Origin of the sequence: Flavobacterium psychroterrae (assembly GCF_018380615.1) — a bacterium.
Classification (GTDB): domain Bacteria; phylum Bacteroidota; class Bacteroidia; order Flavobacteriales; family Flavobacteriaceae; genus Flavobacterium; species Flavobacterium psychroterrae.
On the sequence record NZ_JAGYVZ010000009.1, the window covers coordinates 35,182 to 52,929 of the forward strand.

Here is a 17,748-nt window from a genome sequence, read left to right on the forward strand (position 1 = left end):
TCCGCGTCGAAATATATGTTTTTTTTAATTACACTCAACGGGGTAATATTGAATATTATTTAATCTTCTTATTTGTGGTTTTCTTTTTTACGGTATCTGTTTTTAAGTTTTGTGGATCAGAAGGACCAGCATAAGCAGAACCATCTTTAGGACTTGGTCCAGGTCCGGTTCCTGTTCCCGTTCCTTTTACTTCTCCATTTCCAGCTTCTTTAGTTCCTGCATTAATACTTTCGGCACCGGTATTTGCAGCACCTTTGTCTCCAGTACCTCCAATAGCACTTTTACCCGCGGGTCCAGATTGATCTGTAGCTGCAGAATCTGTTGCAGTTTGACTGGTGTCATTTGTTTGTTCTGTCGTGGTAACTTCATCGCTATATCCGTCCTGCTTTTTACATGAAAATAATAGACTTGTAGCAAGGAGACTACAAAGAATTGTTTTATTAAATAGTGCTTTCATAATATTAAATTTTAATTTTTTTCAGCCAGGCTGAAAATTGTTTTTGAATTAATAGTGTTTTATTATATAAATAGGACTTGAATTTTAAGCCTTTATTACAAAAATAAAACTCTGATAACCAAAACACTTATATAATTTTCAATAGTCTTTTATAAGAATCAAATAAATCATGCTAGATAATGAGAAATGGAATCTTAAATGAGACCGTATGAATCCGGAACAAGCATGATAATTTAATAACAAATCAAGATTTTTTTATAAGAAAAATTACTGCTATAGAATTAATTTTGAGATTATTAATCTAATTTAAAAAATGACAATCATGGAAAATTCAAACAATTACACTGCTGAAGATCTTCAAAAATGTCCTTATCATAACCAACAGTTAAGTGCACAAAACAATGATAATGATCGCGAGAACGCTAATACTGGCGATTGGGGAGATTTTGATGAAGATGATGAAGCTGGAACGGATCCGGATCGTAATGAAGGTGGAAATAATAATTCCGGTGGCGCTGGAAGTACAGGAAGTGCTGCGACAAACAGCTAAATTATAACTAAAATACTAACCTAATTTTTACTATAATGAGCGACGATTTAAACAAAAAGGGATCTCAGGACAGGTCGAGAATCAATATAAATGAAGATCACGAGGTAACATATTGGACCAAAAAATTTGGTGTTACTAAAAAACAGCTGGAAGATGCTGTTAAAAAAGCGGGCAGCACGTCTGCTGATGCGGTCGAAAAAGTACTAAAACAATAATAATTACTGTTGCTAATAATCACTTAAAATCGTAGCAATATAGATTTTATAAAATCAGTCAAACAAAAAAAAACCTTCAAAATCGAATGACTTTGAAGGTTTTTAATTTTAAAATATCTTACTATTACATTTCATTCAATTCGTTGAACTCGTGTAAAGATTTTAATGTGTTTTCGTAAAATAAGATTGCTGCGATAAGGTTTCCTTTATCAGAATATGGCATCATCTTTCTTTGAAATTCTACTGTAGTATCTAAGAAAGTTGTAGTACCCAATGCCTGAGCATCTAATACTTTTTTGTGCTCACTATCGTCCGGAATACCTAAATCTGACATAGTAACACCTGGTTTAGTCACCAAAGCGATGTAAGGAAGGGTTTTCACTAAAACTTTAATACGCTCAATGTATAATTCTAAAAGTTCTCCTTTTTGCATACCACTCAATTCTTTTTGATCATGGTATTTGCGGATTAGAGCTGTTGTACTAATAATACTTCTTGGAGCATTTTTTGCTTGTGCTGAAATTGCACCTGTTGTCAAGAAGAAAAGGATACTTAATATAAAAATTTTGCTCTTCATTTTTTTGTGTGTAATTGGTTGTTGATTGGAAACAAAAATATATAAATTAACTTAAATTGCAAGTTTATTGATTTCTTTTTTTTTATTTTTTTTAACATTTCATATTTTATCAATCTTTAAGGCTGTTTAGCAATTACAACTTAATAAGATTTTTTTCCGAATTTATTTGGGAATAATGAAATATTGTTCTTTAAAGGCACTTTACAAATCGGTTTTAGTGTTGCCGGACAAATTAATATTGCCTGTAACGAGTGCCGTATTTTTACCTGGCTGTGAAATTGCATAATTGCTCTTCATATCTTCATCTGACTTGATAATTCTAAAACGTCCGGGATATTTTATCCAGATACTTTTTTTATTGCCATAGTAGTCCATAAAATCTTCACAAACAAAAACCGCATGTGCTGTTGACCAAGCTACCACTCCACAAAATTCGCTTCCGGATTGTCGCTTTAACTTTTGTATTTGTTTGCCTATTTTAAATCCTAGGTATTTATAAATTGTAGGAGTATATACTTCACCGCTTTCAAGATCCTCTAGTGCTCTGTCAAAAGTTGCTTCGCTATCAATAATTTGCTTGTATTTTGCCATCACTGCGTATGTTAATACTGCATAATCTGTTATTGTTTCACTCTCAGGATTGTCTTTTATAAATATAAAACCGGCAGATTCTTTAGCTTTATTTATTTCATCGGGACTTAAATGAAATGAAGCATTATTTTTTAGTGTAATTTTTTGTGAACCGTCATTTATTTTTTCAGTTACAAAAAGATTGTCTAATCCATAAACATTTAAAGCCGCTTTGATAAAAGCAATCGATGAACAATTTGTACGCTCTCCTTGTTTAAAGCTATCAAATATTTTATCTGAACTCAATTGTGAGTACGAATTCGAATAAAAAATTAAAAATATAAATATTGAAGTAACAGATTTCATTGTATTGAGATTTTACAATTATTTCCCAGCTATTTTTTGGGAACATATACATTTTACAAATCTATAAAAATCAACTGATAGTTTTTTTTTTACTTCTTAACTTTTATAAAAAATTACCAACATCGCTAAAAATCAGCTATTTAAAAGCATTATACATTAGTTGGCAGTCATTATTTTCTAAATTCCATCAGATATATCCTGTTAGAAGAAATAAAAACATATAGGTTGTGCTCATCCAAATGGACTAATTATTAGCTTTAAAACGATAAAAATTCTGGATAAAAAATTAACAAGAAGCAATTTAATGTGCTGATTTTTTCTTTATGCTTTCTACAACAACTCCCTAAACCGAAACTAAATTTTTAAGCGCCCCGGCATTGTAACATACTTTTTACCAAATGGTAAATCACAAAAACTCATTTTTTAGTAACTTTCCGCTATGAAAGAATTGATTAATTATATTTTGCAGTTTGGGATTTTAAACCAGCAACAAATAGATTTTATTGAAAATAAAGCAATAGAAGTAGCACTTGAAAAAGACGATTATTTTTCTGAAGCAGGAAAAATTCCAGTTCGTGTAGGCTTTATTTTAGAAGGTGTAATTAGGGGTTGTTACTACAATAATAAAGGAGAAGAAATTACACGTTGCCTTATAAGCGAAAATAGTTTAGTGGTTGATTATCTAAATTTTGAAGCAAACACTTCCTCTACAGAATATCTACAGGCGTGTACAAGTTGTAAACTTATTGTGTTTTTAAAGCAAGACTGGCTGGAACTTTCTCAAACTATTGTGGGTTGGGAAAATATTGCAGGTAAGATGTTTCAAAAATGTCTTTTTCAAAAGTCCAGAAAAGGTCCGGTTATTTCGCAGGATGCTACTACACGATATTTAGAATTCATGCAGAATCATCCATCACTTATTAATCGTATTTCATTGGCTTATATTGCATCTTACTTAGGAGTTACACAACAATCATTGAGCCGAATAAGAAAAAATATTCGGTGATTTCCCTTTTTACCAAATGGTAAATCGTTTCATTTTTATACGATGCAATTTTGCTTTGTTAATTTAAAAAAAATAAAAATGAATACAAAAAAAGAGGAATACTCAAAAGGCAATGAAAACGAAGTCCCTAAATCAGCATTAATAACAGGCGCAAATAAAGGAATAGGTTTTGAAACTGCAAGACAATTGCTTCAAAAAGGATTTTACGTTTATATTGGAACCCGCCATTTAAAAAACGGACTTGTAGCGGTTGAAAAATTAAAATCAGAAGGATTAAACAATGCACAAGCAATACAATTAGATGTAACTGATGACAATTCTGTAAAAACAGCTAGAGAAGAAATTGGAAGAAAAACTCAGGTATTAGATGTTCTTATTAATAATGCAGGCATCAATGGAGGAGCTCCATATACAGCACTTGAAGCAGGAACAGACCAATTTGCGGCAGTTTTTAATACTAACGTATTTGGTGTAGCAAGAGTTACAAAAAATTTTATAGACTTACTGCAAAAATCAACCGAACCACGAATTGTAAATGTAAGCAGCAGTGTTGGTTCTCTTTCGCTGCAAAGCGATCCAGACTGGCAAGCTTATCATTATGCAAAATATGCTGTATATGGTTCGTCAAAAGCCGCTATGAATATGTACACCATTCATTTAGCTTATGAGTTACGAGATACGGCTTTTAAAATAAATGCAGTTTGCCCTGGTTATACAAGAACTGATTTTACCAACCATAACGGTGGAGAAGTTGAAGAAGCTGGAAAACGCATTATAAAATATGCCTTAATCGATCAAAATGGTCCAACAGGCAAATTCTTTAGTGAAGAAAGCAATCCTGAAACTGGTGAAATTTCGTGGTAATAAACGATTACAAATACTGTTAACACTGTAACAGTTTGTATTTTATAACTTTTACAAATTATTATATAACCTTGTATTTCAATATTATAATTAATTTTATTAAAAAATTAAAACGTAGTATTATGAAAACAAATAATCAAACTCCGAACAACAATACAAAAAACGGTTCTGATAATCGAAGTGACATGAGAAAGCATCAATATAAAGATCATGATGAAGTTTTAACAAACGATGAAAATTATGATGTTGACACTCACAAATTTAAAGGCGAACAACCTGATTTTGACGATAAACTGACTAATGAAAAAGAAAAGTAATATCAATTATTAAAAAATGCGCGAATGCTTTTAGTTTTCGCGCATTTTTTTATGCATTAAATAATCAAGTAATAAGTCAGCCAGGTATTCTCAATCACTGCATTTAATTCAAAAGCCTGTAACAAAATTTGCTACAGGCTTTCTTTAAAACATCAAAAAATCAACAAATGGAGATTCCTATCTGCCATTTGTACCGGTCGAATCTGCTTTTACAGTCGAATTTCCTTGTTGTGTTGATCCCGCAGTACCTGAGCCTGTAGAACCTTCTCCGGTTGCACCCGTTGTTCCGTTTCCTACCCCGGTTGTATCTGAATTTGGACCAACACTATCTACAGCAATTTCTGTCGAATCAGTGTTATCTGTGTTGTCTGTTGAGACCGTTTTATCATTTTTACATGAAAAGGCAAAACCCGCAAACATTAATGCCACAACTAATTTTATCTTTAACGCTTTCATAATTAAATTTTTAGAATTTATAATTAAATCTCTTTAATAATTTTGAGAAGTCGGAGCTTTATCCTGAGCATCGTGACCCTCTAATTTTACAAGTTTATTGTAGATGCCAAGTAATAAAAATGGAGCTGCCCACTGCCCCACAAATAAGGCTGTATGCTTTTTGCCTAAGCATTTTAATGTTAATGATGTTCCCATTGCTGCAAGCGATGCATATAAATATACATCTGACGGGATTTTTGATGTTTGCTCTTCAATAGCTTTTGCCGTAGCACCTTCTGTATTTTCGTTTTCTAATAACATATCATTTTTATTTAAAATTAATATTGGAAAATTAAAATATTCAAATGAGGCGTTTTTACAGAATTTACAATTGCTTTTACAACATTACAACACTTAAAATACTGACTATCAAATAGTTTTTTTAAAAAAAAGCAACTTAACTAACTTAAATAATCTGTAAAAGCGGTCTAACCTGCATAGTCACGATATCACATCTTTTAGGTTGCGACAATACAAATAATATACTCATTGCCAGATCATCTGCTTCAAGCATTTCTAATTTTTCTATTTTTTCCCTTTGTTCTTCTTTAGTTCCCGGCTGCATGTCAGACATTACGGCTCCGGGCTCAATAAGGCTTACTTTGATCTCAAGGGGATTTATTTCTTTACGAAGCGAAGATGTAAATCCGCGAATTGCCAATTTTGTTGTTACATAAATTGTGCTTTCTCCACTTTGCGTTTCGGCACTCATGGATCCTACATTGACAATGTGCCCGGATTTTTGAGATTTCATTCTTGAAACCGCTTGTTGCGCAAAATCAATGTAACCTTTTATATTGGTATCAATCACATATTTCCATTCGTCATTAGCACTATCAGTTATACCTTGAGCTGGTAATCCGGCGTTGTTGATTAAAATATCGATACCGCCCATTTCGAGATCTACAATATCAAAAATCATTTTAATATCTTCCTCATTCGTAACATCGGCTGGCGCGCCAAATAATGCTGCATCCGGATATTTTGCAGTAATTTCTTCAAAAGTTGCATCAAAATCTTCTTGGTCCCTTCCAAAAATTAGTACGCGCGCACCAAGAGAAATTAATAATTCGGCTGTCGCTTTTCCTATTCCAGTTGTTCCTCCGGTTATAACAATATTTTTTTGTTTGATATTTGATCCAAAGTATTCATTCAAATTTTTCATAAATATTAATTTTAGTGGTAAATAAAACACCTTTTAAAAAGTGTCATTTCTTGTATATGGTTCATCATTATTTCAGCTAACTTTTAAACTATTTTCAGTTTTAATTTTAGAATATTTTCTAATTAAAAATCAGGAAATGTCGTTTACCAAACTATCTTAACCTGACTGTTTCCTGCTACTTGATAATGTAAAACGCTTGTATCAGAAAATAAAAATTCAATCTCTTTTTTATTTTGGGTAACTTTTACATTTTTCGGAATTTTATTTGGATAAATAATCTTAACGTTCCCGCAAAATTCCTCACTTCCCAACATTCTAAATGTGATTGCGCTTTTAACTTTTCTAAAACCCACTATAGGATAATCTGAAAATACTACAAAATCTTCCCCGTTAACCTTGCAGTATTGGCGCGGCACAACACCAAAAGCTACACCGCCGCCATAAACCTCCTGCCCTACCTGACCGCTTTTTTCCCAACCGGTATAGAGATCTTCAAGCGGAATCCATAGTTTAGGTTGAATTTCTCCTGTTTTCACATCGTCAGACAGCATATCTTCCGGCAGTTTTGACGGATAGTAATATGACATTCTGCTAAGCGCATATTTTATAAATTCCGGCAGTAAGATTTTTAATGCCGGCAGGATTTCAACATCCTCTGCTTTTATCATGTATTCCCTCAATTTGGCATACACCTCATGTTCTTCATATACTGCACTGTAAGGCGCATCATTAAGAGGAAATAAGGAAAAATAATTGGGATAATTTTTACCAAAACCATATTGGCAATCCCATATCTGCATATTCTTAAATAATCCGGCAAGACAGGCATAACTCAAATCGAGATACATTTTTTTGCCCGTAATTTTATAAAGGTCTAAAAGTGCTCCTGCAGAAAAAGCGGTGTTATTGGCTTGATAGAAAATATCAAAACCCCGACCAGTAAGTTTTTTAACAGCTTTTTTAGCTTCACGCAGATAAAGTTCATCCTTTGTCAAATCATAAACAAGCAGCATTAAATGGGCATAGGAACCAGGTACGTCATGTTCGCCGCCTTGCCCCGGAACAGTTTCCTTTTTAATAACCTCTAGCGTATCCATTTTATAAAAAACAGGCCACTCATAATCAAAATGACGTGCTACTTTTATAGCAAACTGAATTGAATCCAGCAATAATTTTTCGGCAATTTTTTCACCTTTTAAGGCAAGTCTGGCTAGATTCATTAACGGATGATGCAAATACCAGGAATCCATCACCATTTTCTCTTTTTGTTCCTCAGATCCGTCAAGTTTGTCCTGTAAGGCAGGAAGCCATCGGTTTACAGTTTTAATTTCAGGATCATAAAAAGCCGAAATTCCTTTTTGCAAATCATCAAAAAGCGGGTGTTTTTCACCAGTCCACTCCATATATTCCTTCAAAGGCACTAACATAGCCAGCTGTACCATGATCTCTGCCGGAGTATCATAATCGCACAAATACGCATTTAGATATTGAAAACCATTAGTTTGTGTCCAGCAGCCTTTATTATGATAAATATCTTGCTGACATTTTTGCGCAATCTCAGGCCATTTATGATATTCGGTTTCCGGATGCGGAAGCAATTTATATATTTCTGCCAAATGATTTAAAAATTCGTGGGTAACCTGTATATCATCTTCCATAATTTGTTCCGAAAATAATACATAAGCATCTGACAGTATAAAATCCTGATCTGCCGGCAAAGGCTTATTTTCAGTCAATGGTAATCGAAATCCTATTTCAGGCCAGTCTCCTCCTACTGTTTCAGCCAGCGAAGTTTCGGTAGCTTCACAATATGAGCTCATGGAACCCAAATTCTGAAAGTAAAAAACAGATCCCGTTTTAGGTTTTGTCATACTCAGATAAAGTAAACCTGAGCGCGCTCCTATTTGATGTGTATGGATGTTTCCAAAGGTGTTTTCTACATTTCCCTTTTCTGTTAATGGCAAAATATCACGTGGCCAGAACGGAATCATTATTGGAAAATCTGCTTTGAAAGATGTTTTATAATGCAATATTGGCGACAAATCATTTGGGAAATCAATTGTTACCTCATATTTTCCAATTCTTGTTGACAAATTAATTACGGTTGTCTGGTCGTCATCAAATAAATTAGTTATTTCAAAACAACTGTTCAAACCAAAAGCTGCCCTAAAAGCCATTTTTCCCTGATTGGGCCATAATGCAACAATCCATAACGAATCGCCGGTATTGTATAATTGAAAGATATAATTACGGAATTTTTTCTCCCATAATACCATACTGTTTTCCAGATCAGACTGCACTGTTGCAGTCCATGGTGAAATTGATTGCATGTGTTATCTAATTTAATGGATTAATTTTCAACTTATTTTCTTTTTAATAAGCGCCGCTGCACAATCTGCCGCTTTTAAAACAATTTCTTCAGGATTACCTGAAAATACTTCTCTGTGACTAATGTTTCCTAAAGGTGTTATGATATAAAAGAAAATGGTTCCTACCGGTTTTTCCTTAGTTTCGCTGCCTCCCGCAGTGGTAAGACCGGTAAGTGCAACAGTTATTTTTGAATTAAAAAACTGTGCTGTTTGTTGCGCAAGAACCTGTGTAACCTGCATTGATTCAGGCGTGAATTCCTTAATAAGATAATGAGGAACTTTCAGTATCTGTTCTTTTACAAAAACTTCATAACACACAATTCCTCCTCTTAAAATTTGTCCGGATTGTGGTGTTAAAGAAAATTCGGCACTAAGTCTTCCTGCCGATGCGCTTTCTGCAAAGGCAATATTCCAGCCCTTTTGTGCAATAAGTTTACTGCATTCTGTAATAATTTCTGATGGCATAATTTCGCTTTTTAAGATCTAATACTATTCTCCGGTTTCACTATTTGGTGCGTCAACAGGTTTAGATTGTGAGGAACCAATTTGTCGAAAATAAATAGACAGAATAACTATGGCAAAAACAGATAAAAACTCACTCTGCCAATTTTGAAATGATTCAAACCAAAATCTTGAATCTCCCATATAATTCAAAGCAGTTTCTAATGGATGTCCTTTTAAGGATAGCTGCTCGTTTTCATCTTTTAAACTTCCATAAAAATGTAAAATAAACGAGATAAAAAACAATAAGAAAAGAATAATTGATAAGGAATGTTTATAAACGGTTAAAATAAATCCTCCTTTTTTAACCGGCCAAGGCACATTTTTACGATTTGCAGATGGTTCTCTGTCAACTTCTTCCTCTTTATCAAAATTCTTAGATTCTGATGAGCCTTTTTGTTGTAAAAAAATAGTCAGTACAACAAACAGTGCCATTTGTAAAAATTCGCTTTCCCAATTCTCAAAAGTCGATTGTATAAAATGACCTGTACTGAAATAGGATAAAAACGATATTGCACCGACACCATCATCGAGCAGTTCTTTATTATGCTCTTTAAATCCAAAAAATGTTTGTGCGCCTAATGCTGCTACAAACAGTAAAAAAAAAGTAATAGAAAGACTGTTGTTGCGTACAAATTTTTTCATGATCTTGTTTTTGATAAATACAAATTTGTAATCTTAAAACGACTTTTATTTACATCATTATTCTTAGATTTTATAAAATTCCATCTTAATTCAATTTTACATTCTAAAATCAAAGGATTCTCACATTATTGAAAATCAATTATTAATAATGAAAATTGCATAAACGTTACTAATTATTATATAAATTTAGTCCGTTAATAATGTCTTTCTTTATAAGATGGATTATTGTAAGATTTTAAGACTAAAAATTTGAAAATAATTCTCTTTAAAAAGTCAAATAAACAGCAACATTATGAGTGATATAGCACGTCGTTTTCCTGAAAATCCCTTACTGATGCCCAAAGATTTACATGCAAGCACAGATGATTTACAAATTATAAGTCTTTTAAATCCTGGTGTATTTGAATTTGAAGGTAAAATTTGGCTATTAGTTCGCGTTGCCGAATGTATTGCCCAAAAAGAAGGTGTTATTTTTTTTCCTGTAATTAATGCATTGGGCAAAGTAGAAATTATTGAAATCCCCTTAAACGATCCGGATCTGGTAACAAACGACGCCAGGATTGTGCAATATAAAGGACTGGATTATCTTACTACACTTTCGCATTTACGCTTATTGTGCAGTGATGACGGAATCAATTTTCAGGAACCAAAACAAAATTCTATCCTGACAGGTTTGGGAAACCTGGAACAATTTGGTATTGAAGATTGCCGTGTTAGTAAATTAGATGATACATATTACCTTACTTATACAGCAGTTTCAGAAAACGGTGTTGGGGTAGGTTTAAGAACTACAAAAGACTGGAAAAATTTTGACGCAAAAGGTATGATTTTCCCACCTCATAATAAGGATTGTGCTATTTTTGAAGAAAAGATAAAGGGCAAATTTTATGCTTTACATCGTCCGTCGAGTCCACAAATTGGCGGTAATTTTATCTGGCTGGCAGAATCAAATGACGGAATTCACTGGGGGAATCATCAATGTATCATAAAATCTCGTCCCGGTCTATGGGATAGTGCAAGAGTTGGCGCAGGCGCAGCTCCGATAAAAACAGAAAAAGGATGGCTGGAAATTTATCATGGCGCAAATGCAGAACATCAATATTGCCTGGGAGCTTTCCTGATGGATCTTGAGGATCCATCAAAAATTATTGCCAGAACTGTAGAACCTATAATGCGACCTCAGGAAAATTATGAGCTAAGCGGTTTCTTTGGCTATGTTGTTTTTACAAACGGACATGTAGTTAACGGTGATAAACTAACCGTTTATTATGGAGCGGCAGATGAATTTGTTTGTGGCGCTTATTTCTCTATAAATGAAATTTTATCATGTCTCGAATTCGTTGGTAATAAGTGATTTACTTATTTATCACGCTTACAATCAAAACGTTATAATCATGTAATAATGTTATTGTAATTATATAATTTTTTGATAATCCCGAAAACTAAATTTGGATATCTGAAAAAAATATAATTTATAATAAGCATTATAAAATTAATTTTTCAGGTTTAATAAACCAATAATATAAATATATTATGAAAAATTTACAAGATGAAAAACAACGTGATTTGTCGATCAACAAATCAGATGGAACTAACAAATTTTTGACTACTGATCAGGGCGTTAAAATCAATGATGACAATAATTCCCTGAAAGCCGGTGAACGTGGTCCTTCACTCCTTGAAGACTTTATTTTACGCGAAAAGATTACGCATTTTGATCATGAGCGCATACCGGAAAGAATAGTGCATGCAAGAGGTTCCGGAGCGCATGGTTTTTTTGAAGTAACCAATCCAATTCCGGAATTAACCAAAGCAGGATTTTTGCAAGAGGCAGGACTTAAAACTCCGGTTTTTACCAGATTTTCTACTGTAGCAGGCTCAAGAGGTTCTACCGATTTAGCGCGTGATGTGCGCGGATTTTCTGTAAAATTTTATACTCAGGAAGGAATCTACGATTTAGTAGGAAATAATATTCCGGTATTCTTTATTCAGGATGCTTCAAAATTTCCTGATCTGATTCATGCAGTTAAACCTGAACCGCACAACGAAATACCACAAGCAGCATCTGCACACGATACATTTTGGGATTTTATTTCCCTAATGCCAGAATCCATGCACATGATTATGTGGGTAATGTCTGATCGTGCCATTCCAAGAAGCTATCGTATGATGGAAGGATTTGGAGTACATACTTTTAGATTAATAAATGAAGCAGGAGAATCTACCTTTGTAAAATTTCACTGGAAACCAAAATTAGGTACTCACGCTGTTGCCTGGGATGAAGCGCAAAAAATTTCAGGAAAAAACCCAGACTTTCACAGAGAAGATTTATGGGAAGCCATCGAAATGGGGAATTTCCCGGAATGGGAACTTGGAGTACAAATAATTCCTGCTGAAGATGAAAACAAATATGAATTTGATTTACTGGATCCAACTAAATTGGTTCCCGAAGAATTAGTTCCGGTTACTATTGTGGGACGAATGGTTCTGAACAGAAATCCAGATAATTTCTTTGCAGAAACGGAGCAAATTGCTTTTCACCCCGGACATGTTGTGCCAGGAATCGATTTCTCAAATGACCCATTATTACAAGGACGTTTATTCTCGTATACCGATACTCAATTGTCAAGATTAGGAAGCCCTAATTTTCATGAAATTCCAATTAACAGAAGTGTAGCGCCGGTTCACAACAACCAACGTGACGGACATATGCGCCAGGAAATTAATGTAGGACGTGTGAGTTATCACCCTAATTCACTTGGCGGAGGCTGTCCTTATCAGGCAAAAATCAGCGAAGGCGGTTTTTCAAGCTTTGAAGAGCGTATTGATGCCCATAAAATCAGAGAAAGAAGTGAAAGTTTTAACGATCATTTTGGTCAGGCAAAATTATTTTTCAACAGCCAGACAGCAACAGAAAAAAGCCATATCGTAAAAGCACTTCGCTTTGAACTTGGAAAAGTAGAAACCACAGCTATTCGTTTAAGAATGTTGGGGCTTTTATCACAAGTTGATACAGAACTGGCAGAAAAAGTAGCTATAGGACTTGGTGCTACGGTTCCGCCAGTATTAGAAACTCCACTTAATCATGGCGTTTCACCGGAAAACCTGGAGGAAGGTAAACATGAGCCGCAAACTGTAGATCAGTCTGTAGCATCCTCTGATGCTTTGACCATGCTTAAAAACCCGACTAACTCCCCTACTATCGCATCTAGAAAAGTAGCTGTTATATGTGCAGATGGTGTATCTGAAGCCAGTGTTATGAATATTAAAAGTGCCCTTTTAAAAGAAGATGCAAAAGGCTGTATAATTGCGCCACATCTGGGATCTGTACTTACAGACAGTGACGGTGCCATTCATGTTGATTTTAGTTTTCTAACTGCATCATCAGTATTATTTGATGCTGTTTACGTAGCTGATGGTTTAGGTGTTAAAGTACTTATTGACAATGATGATGTAAATGAATTCCTGACAGATGCCTATAAACACTGTAAAGTAATTGGTGCTGATGGTCAAGCAATAAGCGTAATAAATGCCGCTCCTTTTGCAGCAAAAATTACTAATGAAGACGAAGGAATTATATTATCCGGAGATGCAGCGTCTCAAGAATTTGCACAAGAATTCATTACAGCTATGGGAAAACACCGTATCTGGGATCGTGAAAAAAACTTATACAACTAATACATAAAATCAAACCTTATGAAAAATTCAGAAAAACCAAGCGCAACAAAAGCCGCCAATACTAACGGTAGCGTTCCTAATAATGCTAGCGCAATTGTAGAACCTGCAAGCGATGCTGCGACAGAATTAAGAGGATTGTTTATTGACAGCCTTAAAGATATTTACTGGGCAGAAAATGCTTTAGTTGGCGCTTTGCCTAAAATGGCTGCCAATGCAACTTCTGCAAGTCTTGCGAGTGCTATTAAAGAACATCATGCAGTTACACAAAACCAAATAGCACGTTTAGAGCAGGTATTTGATATTGTTGGAGAAAAAGCTGAAGGCAAAAAATGCGAAGCAATGGCGGGACTTTTAAAAGAAGGTGACAGTATTCTGGAAGAAACTGTTCCCGGAGCAGTTCGCGATGCAGGTATTATAGCGGCTTCACAAAAAATTGAACATTATGAAATTGCTACTTACGGCACACTGGTTGCCTTTGCAAAAACACTTGGTGAAAATGATGCAGCAAAATTATTGACACAAACTCTTGCCGAAGAAAAAGAGGCTGATTGTTTGCTAAATGATGTAGCGCTAAACGCTGTGAATATTGTAGCGGCAGAATAATTATTAAAAATGCTTTCACATTAATTTCAATAAAAAACATCTGTATTAGCTACAGATGTTTTTTCATTATTTACAAAATATAAATGTATAAAGAAGCTTTGCCCCCACTTATAAATAATTCTAGCAGGATATTAATTCTGGGAACAATGCCTGGCGATCAATCTATTGCCAAACAGGAATATTATGGCAATAAAGGCAATCATTTCTGGCGAATTATGTTCACGATTTTTAATCAGGATTATAGTTTACTATATGATGATCGCAAGGATTTATTAAAGGCTCATAAAGTTGCTTTATGGAATGTGCTTGCAAATTGTATGAGAATTGGTAGCAGCGATTCTAAAATTAAAGACGAAAAAGTCAATGATTTTGAGAGTTTTCATCTTCAATACCCTGATATAAAATACATCTTTTTCGAAAGTAAATCAGCGTCAAAATATTATCAGAAATATGTAAAACCAAGAGAAGATATTTCCTATTTCATTATGCCATCCACAAGTGGATTGAACGCGGGAATTCCGCTTTCTGAAAAAATTGATTGTTGGAGAAAATTAGCCGAAGTATCGGGAATTTAGAGAAGTATTTGTGTCAATAGGTTTAGTCCCTACGGGACATTATTTTCTTTGGCGCATTTTTTTTCTACCAATATTTAATCCCTACGGGATAATTTTTTGAATTAAATATAACAATAATACCCCCCGTATAGATTATATATTGATGTATTATTATCACGTAGGGCTTAAATATTGTAAAAAGAAATGCATAAAAATCAACATTACGAAATTATCCCGTAGGGATTAAATATTGGTAGATAAAAAAATCAACACCACATAATTGTCTCGTAGGGATTATATATTGGTAGATAAAAAAAAAGCATCACGAAATTATCCCGTAGGGATTAAATATTGGTAGATAAAAAAATTAACACCACACAATTGTCCCGTAGGGACTACATATTGGTAGATAAAAAAAAGCATCGCGAAATTTATCCCGTAGGGATTAAATATTGGTAGATAAAAAAATTAACACCACACAATTGTCCCGTAGGGACTACATATTGGTAGATAAAAAAATCAACGCCACACAATTGTCCCGTAGGGACTACATATTGGTAGATAAAAAAAAGGCATCGCGAAATTATCCCGTAGGGATTAAATATTGGTAGATAAAAAATCAACGCCACACAATTGTCCCGTAGGGACTATATATTGGTAGATAAAAAAACAGCATCGCGAAATTATCCCGTAGGGATTAAATATTGGTAGATAAAAAATTAACATCAAAACAATTGTCCCGTAGGGACTACATATTGGTAAAAAAACAAATTCCCAACCTATTTGTCCCGTAGGGACTACACATTTTAATAATTATTATCAATCACTATTTCCATTTTAAAAAACTGTCTTTTTTCAAAAAATTACTTTAAAAAAAATTACACGCCATGAAACTCAAAATTATGAATATAATCAACAAATGTCTCGCTGTTATAATTATGGGAATATCCTATATGGGTTCCGCACAACAAATACAAACCGACCGTCCTAACGAAACCGAAAATCCAGGTACAATAACTCCGCATCGTCTACAGGTCGAAACCGGATTTTCCTTTGAAAAAGAAGATGACCAAAAAACGTTTAATATTCCTGAGATCGTTTTTAGATACGGAGTCTTCAAAAATGCCGAAATCAGGGTTGAAACTGCACTTAAAGTTTTGAATCAGGAAAATACAGATAATCAATTTGGAATTGAGCCTGTTAAGATTGGTGCAAAATATCATATTTTAGATCATAAAGGAGTCGCAATTCCGGATCTTGCTTTGCTTGCGCGTGTCAGTATTCCGTGGATGGCAGACAACGCTTATAAGGAAGAAAAGTACAGTCCGGAAATAAGATTGCTTGCTCAAAATACGCTATCAAAAACATGGCATTTGGGTTATAATCTAGGTATTGAATGGCTGCCGGAAAATTTACATCCGGAATATATTTACACACTTTCTGCAGATCATTCTCTTTCAAAAAAATGCAAAGTTTTTGTAGAAGCTTATGGTTTTACCGAGGCACATCATCATGCTGATAATAGCGCCGATGCAGGAGTTTTGTTTGTAATTACACAAAACTTACAATTAGATTTTATGGCAGGAACGGGAATCATGCATTCTCCTTCAAAAAAATTCGCAGAAATTGGTGTTTCACTTAGAATATAAAATGTTTTGTAATTTTTCTTCTTTTCATTGTGTTGTTTTTTTTCTCGCAGATTTAGCAGATCTGGCAGATTTTTGATTTCTATACTAACTATCTGATAATTATAGAATTATTATTGATAATCGTATAAATAATCCGTGTTGTACTCTGCTAGATTTGTATTTGTAAATAAGCTAATCAGTTACAGTTTTCAATTCCAAAACACTATACTGAAAACTGAAACTGAAAAAAGTAATCAGTCGCAGTCGCAGTTTTTAGTTATGAAGCGGAGACTGAAAAAAGTAATCAGTCGCAGTTTTCAGTTATGAAACGGAGACTGAAAACTGAGACTGAACACTGAGACTGAACACTGAGACTGAACACTGAGACCGAGACTGAAAACAAAAACAAAAACAAAAAAATGGACACATCATACCACAAAAATAGTACGGCAACAAGCGCAAGAGCTTCTGACAAGAAAATGGACTCAAAAACAACATCTGCACGAAGCAACGAAAAATCACATATTGAAACTAAGAAAACGATACAAACTCAAAAATAATATTTAAAAAAATCTCTATTATGACAGCAGAAAATAATGAATTTTACGGACAGGAAAATCGTGATTTCAACACTTCAGACCATAAAAGTAATGATCTAAATGCAAACCCTTACGATTCTGAAAATCTGGATAATGAATCAGATAGTGAATTGAAAGATATAACAGAACAAGACATTGAAAATGATCTTAGAAACAATGACCCTTCTGAAGGATTTGAAACTGAAATTGATTCTCCGGACAATGACGAATTCGAAAGTGATAAATTTGAAACTAACGAATTAGATCAGGATAATTCGGTTAATAAGGAATTCGAAATTGGCGAACTTAGTAACGAAGAAATTAAGAATGATGAGCTTACACAGAATGAAATAGATAATAATAAATTCAAAAACGATGAATTTGGTCAGGGAAATTTCTAATTCTATCGTATATCTTCCCTTCATACAAAGAAAAGACCGTTAGCAATAACGGTTTTTTTTATTGCTGATTTTTAAATAATCAGGATAAAAAAATCCTGTGCAATTATCTTCAAAAAATTAGTCGTCAATTTTTTAAAACCATAGACTTTTCACCTTTAAACAATTTAAAATCAACACCTAACAAAAATGTAATTTTGTAACAAAGCCCC

21 protein-coding genes are annotated in these 17,748 nt (G+C 33.9%); 12 read left to right on the forward strand and 9 right to left on the reverse strand.

Annotation, left to right across the window (positions count from 1 at the left end):
- Positions 1–55 precede the first annotated feature (55 nt).
- Positions 56–457 (reverse strand): hypothetical protein, encoded by a 402-nt coding sequence (locus KHA90_RS10830; protein ID WP_213299158.1) that lies wholly within the window; start codon positions 455–457, stop codon positions 56–58.
- Between the two features lie 322 nt (positions 458–779).
- On the opposite strand from KHA90_RS10830, the gene KHA90_RS10835 reads away from it, so the two are divergent.
- Positions 780–1,007, forward strand: a complete 228-nt coding sequence (locus KHA90_RS10835) for a hypothetical protein (RefSeq protein ID WP_213299160.1) — start codon at positions 780–782, stop codon at positions 1,005–1,007.
- A 35-nt stretch (positions 1,008–1,042) separates the two neighbouring features.
- Positions 1,043–1,222 (forward strand): DUF3606 domain-containing protein, encoded by a 180-nt coding sequence (locus KHA90_RS10840; RefSeq protein WP_213299163.1) that lies wholly within the window; start codon positions 1,043–1,045, stop codon positions 1,220–1,222.
- A gap of 124 nt (positions 1,223–1,346) precedes the next feature.
- Here KHA90_RS10840 and KHA90_RS10845 read toward each other — a convergent pair whose 3' ends face one another.
- Positions 1,347–1,799 (reverse strand): hypothetical protein, encoded by a 453-nt coding sequence (locus KHA90_RS10845; protein ID WP_213299166.1) that lies wholly within the window; start codon positions 1,797–1,799, stop codon positions 1,347–1,349.
- A gap of 201 nt (positions 1,800–2,000) precedes the next feature.
- Positions 2,001–2,735: a hypothetical protein gene (locus KHA90_RS10850; RefSeq protein ID WP_244860297.1), complete on the reverse strand. Its 735-nt coding sequence runs from the start codon at positions 2,733–2,735 to the stop codon at positions 2,001–2,003.
- A 439-nt stretch (positions 2,736–3,174) separates the two neighbouring features.
- Between KHA90_RS10850 and KHA90_RS10855 the strand changes: the two genes are divergently transcribed.
- From KHA90_RS10855 to KHA90_RS10865, 3 genes are all read left to right on the forward strand, one after another.
- On the forward strand, positions 3,175–3,741 hold the full coding sequence (locus KHA90_RS10855; RefSeq protein WP_213299169.1) for a Crp/Fnr family transcriptional regulator: 567 nt from the start codon (positions 3,175–3,177) through the stop codon (positions 3,739–3,741).
- Between the two features lie 78 nt (positions 3,742–3,819).
- The gene (locus KHA90_RS10860; protein ID WP_213299171.1) at positions 3,820–4,605 is read left to right on the forward strand and encodes an SDR family NAD(P)-dependent oxidoreductase; all 786 of its coding nucleotides are present in this window, start codon (positions 3,820–3,822) and stop codon (positions 4,603–4,605) included.
- Positions 4,606–4,727: 122 nt separating this feature from the next.
- A complete protein-coding gene (locus KHA90_RS10865; RefSeq protein ID WP_213299174.1) occupies positions 4,728–4,922 on the forward strand; it encodes a hypothetical protein in 195 nt (64 codons plus the stop codon).
- Positions 4,923–5,099: 177 nt separating this feature from the next.
- Here KHA90_RS10865 and KHA90_RS10870 read toward each other — a convergent pair whose 3' ends face one another.
- From KHA90_RS10870 to KHA90_RS10895, 6 genes are all read right to left on the reverse strand, one after another.
- The gene (locus tag KHA90_RS10870) at positions 5,100–5,378 is read right to left on the reverse strand and encodes a hypothetical protein (RefSeq protein ID WP_213299177.1); all 279 of its coding nucleotides are present in this window, start codon (positions 5,376–5,378) and stop codon (positions 5,100–5,102) included.
- A gap of 33 nt (positions 5,379–5,411) precedes the next feature.
- Positions 5,412–5,678, reverse strand: a complete 267-nt coding sequence (locus tag KHA90_RS10875) for a hypothetical protein (protein WP_213299180.1) — start codon at positions 5,676–5,678, stop codon at positions 5,412–5,414.
- A 145-nt stretch (positions 5,679–5,823) separates the two neighbouring features.
- Entirely contained in the window at positions 5,824–6,582 is a 759-nt protein-coding gene (locus tag KHA90_RS10880) for an SDR family oxidoreductase (RefSeq protein WP_213299183.1), read from the reverse strand.
- A gap of 143 nt (positions 6,583–6,725) precedes the next feature.
- Positions 6,726–8,912, reverse strand: coding sequence for a glycoside hydrolase family protein (locus KHA90_RS10885; RefSeq protein WP_213299186.1), 2,187 nt, complete (start codon positions 8,910–8,912; stop codon positions 6,726–6,728).
- A gap of 27 nt (positions 8,913–8,939) precedes the next feature.
- Positions 8,940–9,416 carry a CinA family protein gene (locus KHA90_RS10890; protein WP_213299189.1) on the reverse strand — a complete coding sequence of 159 codons (477 nt, stop codon included), beginning with the start codon at positions 9,414–9,416 and terminating at the stop codon, positions 8,940–8,942.
- A gap of 24 nt (positions 9,417–9,440) precedes the next feature.
- Entirely contained in the window at positions 9,441–10,097 is a 657-nt protein-coding gene (locus KHA90_RS10895; RefSeq protein WP_213299192.1) for a DUF6766 family protein, read from the reverse strand.
- 292 nt (positions 10,098–10,389) lie between these two features.
- Between KHA90_RS10895 and KHA90_RS10900 the strand changes: the two genes are divergently transcribed.
- From KHA90_RS10900 to KHA90_RS10930, 7 genes are all read left to right on the forward strand, one after another.
- Positions 10,390–11,451 carry a glycoside hydrolase family 130 protein gene (locus KHA90_RS10900; RefSeq protein ID WP_213299195.1) on the forward strand — a complete coding sequence of 354 codons (1,062 nt, stop codon included), beginning with the start codon at positions 10,390–10,392 and terminating at the stop codon, positions 11,449–11,451.
- Positions 11,452–11,630: 179 nt separating this feature from the next.
- Complete coding sequence (locus tag KHA90_RS10905; RefSeq protein WP_213299198.1) at positions 11,631–13,775, forward strand: catalase; 2,145 nt, start codon at positions 11,631–11,633, stop codon at positions 13,773–13,775.
- A gap of 18 nt (positions 13,776–13,793) precedes the next feature.
- Positions 13,794–14,378, forward strand: coding sequence for a YciE/YciF ferroxidase family protein (locus tag KHA90_RS10910; protein ID WP_213299201.1), 585 nt, complete (start codon positions 13,794–13,796; stop codon positions 14,376–14,378).
- A gap of 83 nt (positions 14,379–14,461) precedes the next feature.
- Entirely contained in the window at positions 14,462–14,953 is a 492-nt protein-coding gene (locus KHA90_RS10915; protein ID WP_213299204.1) for a DNA-deoxyinosine glycosylase, read from the forward strand.
- Positions 14,954–15,819: 866 nt separating this feature from the next.
- Positions 15,820–16,581: a transporter gene (locus KHA90_RS10920; protein ID WP_213299207.1), complete on the forward strand. Its 762-nt coding sequence runs from the start codon at positions 15,820–15,822 to the stop codon at positions 16,579–16,581.
- A 398-nt stretch (positions 16,582–16,979) separates the two neighbouring features.
- Positions 16,980–17,120, forward strand: coding sequence for a hypothetical protein (locus KHA90_RS10925; RefSeq protein WP_213299210.1), 141 nt, complete (start codon positions 16,980–16,982; stop codon positions 17,118–17,120).
- 20 nt (positions 17,121–17,140) lie between these two features.
- A complete protein-coding gene (locus KHA90_RS10930) occupies positions 17,141–17,539 on the forward strand; it encodes a hypothetical protein (protein ID WP_213299213.1) in 399 nt (132 codons plus the stop codon).
- Positions 17,540–17,748 lie beyond the last annotated feature (209 nt).

What these genes read in the sequence shown, in the direction of transcription:
- KHA90_RS10830 (WP_213299158.1), bottom strand. Translation starts at nt 457, where the DNA reads ATGAAAGCACTATTTAATAAAACAATTCTTTGTAGTCTCCTTGCTACA.
- KHA90_RS10835 (WP_213299160.1), top strand. Translation starts at nt 780, where the DNA reads ATGGAAAATTCAAACAATTACACTGCTGAAGATCTTCAAAAATGTCCT.
- KHA90_RS10840 (WP_213299163.1), top strand. Translation starts at nt 1,043, where the DNA reads ATGAGCGACGATTTAAACAAAAAGGGATCTCAGGACAGGTCGAGAATC.
- KHA90_RS10845 (WP_213299166.1), bottom strand. Translation starts at nt 1,799, where the DNA reads ATGAAGAGCAAAATTTTTATATTAAGTATCCTTTTCTTCTTGACAACA.
- KHA90_RS10850 (WP_244860297.1), bottom strand. Translation starts at nt 2,735, where the DNA reads ATGAAATCTGTTACTTCAATATTTATATTTTTAATTTTTTATTCGAAT.
- KHA90_RS10855 (WP_213299169.1), top strand. Translation starts at nt 3,175, where the DNA reads ATGAAAGAATTGATTAATTATATTTTGCAGTTTGGGATTTTAAACCAG.
- KHA90_RS10860 (WP_213299171.1), top strand. Translation starts at nt 3,820, where the DNA reads ATGAATACAAAAAAAGAGGAATACTCAAAAGGCAATGAAAACGAAGTC.
- KHA90_RS10865 (WP_213299174.1), top strand. Translation starts at nt 4,728, where the DNA reads ATGAAAACAAATAATCAAACTCCGAACAACAATACAAAAAACGGTTCT.
- KHA90_RS10870 (WP_213299177.1), bottom strand. Translation starts at nt 5,378, where the DNA reads ATGAAAGCGTTAAAGATAAAATTAGTTGTGGCATTAATGTTTGCGGGT.
- KHA90_RS10875 (WP_213299180.1), bottom strand. Translation starts at nt 5,678, where the DNA reads ATGTTATTAGAAAACGAAAATACAGAAGGTGCTACGGCAAAAGCTATT.
- KHA90_RS10880 (WP_213299183.1), bottom strand. Translation starts at nt 6,582, where the DNA reads ATGAAAAATTTGAATGAATACTTTGGATCAAATATCAAACAAAAAAAT.
- KHA90_RS10885 (WP_213299186.1), bottom strand. Translation starts at nt 8,912, where the DNA reads ATGCAATCAATTTCACCATGGACTGCAACAGTGCAGTCTGATCTGGAA.
- KHA90_RS10890 (WP_213299189.1), bottom strand. Translation starts at nt 9,416, where the DNA reads ATGCCATCAGAAATTATTACAGAATGCAGTAAACTTATTGCACAAAAG.
- KHA90_RS10895 (WP_213299192.1), bottom strand. Translation starts at nt 10,097, where the DNA reads ATGAAAAAATTTGTACGCAACAACAGTCTTTCTATTACTTTTTTTTTA.
- KHA90_RS10900 (WP_213299195.1), top strand. Translation starts at nt 10,390, where the DNA reads ATGAGTGATATAGCACGTCGTTTTCCTGAAAATCCCTTACTGATGCCC.
- KHA90_RS10905 (WP_213299198.1), top strand. Translation starts at nt 11,631, where the DNA reads ATGAAAAATTTACAAGATGAAAAACAACGTGATTTGTCGATCAACAAA.
- KHA90_RS10910 (WP_213299201.1), top strand. Translation starts at nt 13,794, where the DNA reads ATGAAAAATTCAGAAAAACCAAGCGCAACAAAAGCCGCCAATACTAAC.
- KHA90_RS10915 (WP_213299204.1), top strand. Translation starts at nt 14,462, where the DNA reads ATGTATAAAGAAGCTTTGCCCCCACTTATAAATAATTCTAGCAGGATA.
- KHA90_RS10920 (WP_213299207.1), top strand. Translation starts at nt 15,820, where the DNA reads ATGAAACTCAAAATTATGAATATAATCAACAAATGTCTCGCTGTTATA.
- KHA90_RS10925 (WP_213299210.1), top strand. Translation starts at nt 16,980, where the DNA reads ATGGACACATCATACCACAAAAATAGTACGGCAACAAGCGCAAGAGCT.
- KHA90_RS10930 (WP_213299213.1), top strand. Translation starts at nt 17,141, where the DNA reads ATGACAGCAGAAAATAATGAATTTTACGGACAGGAAAATCGTGATTTC.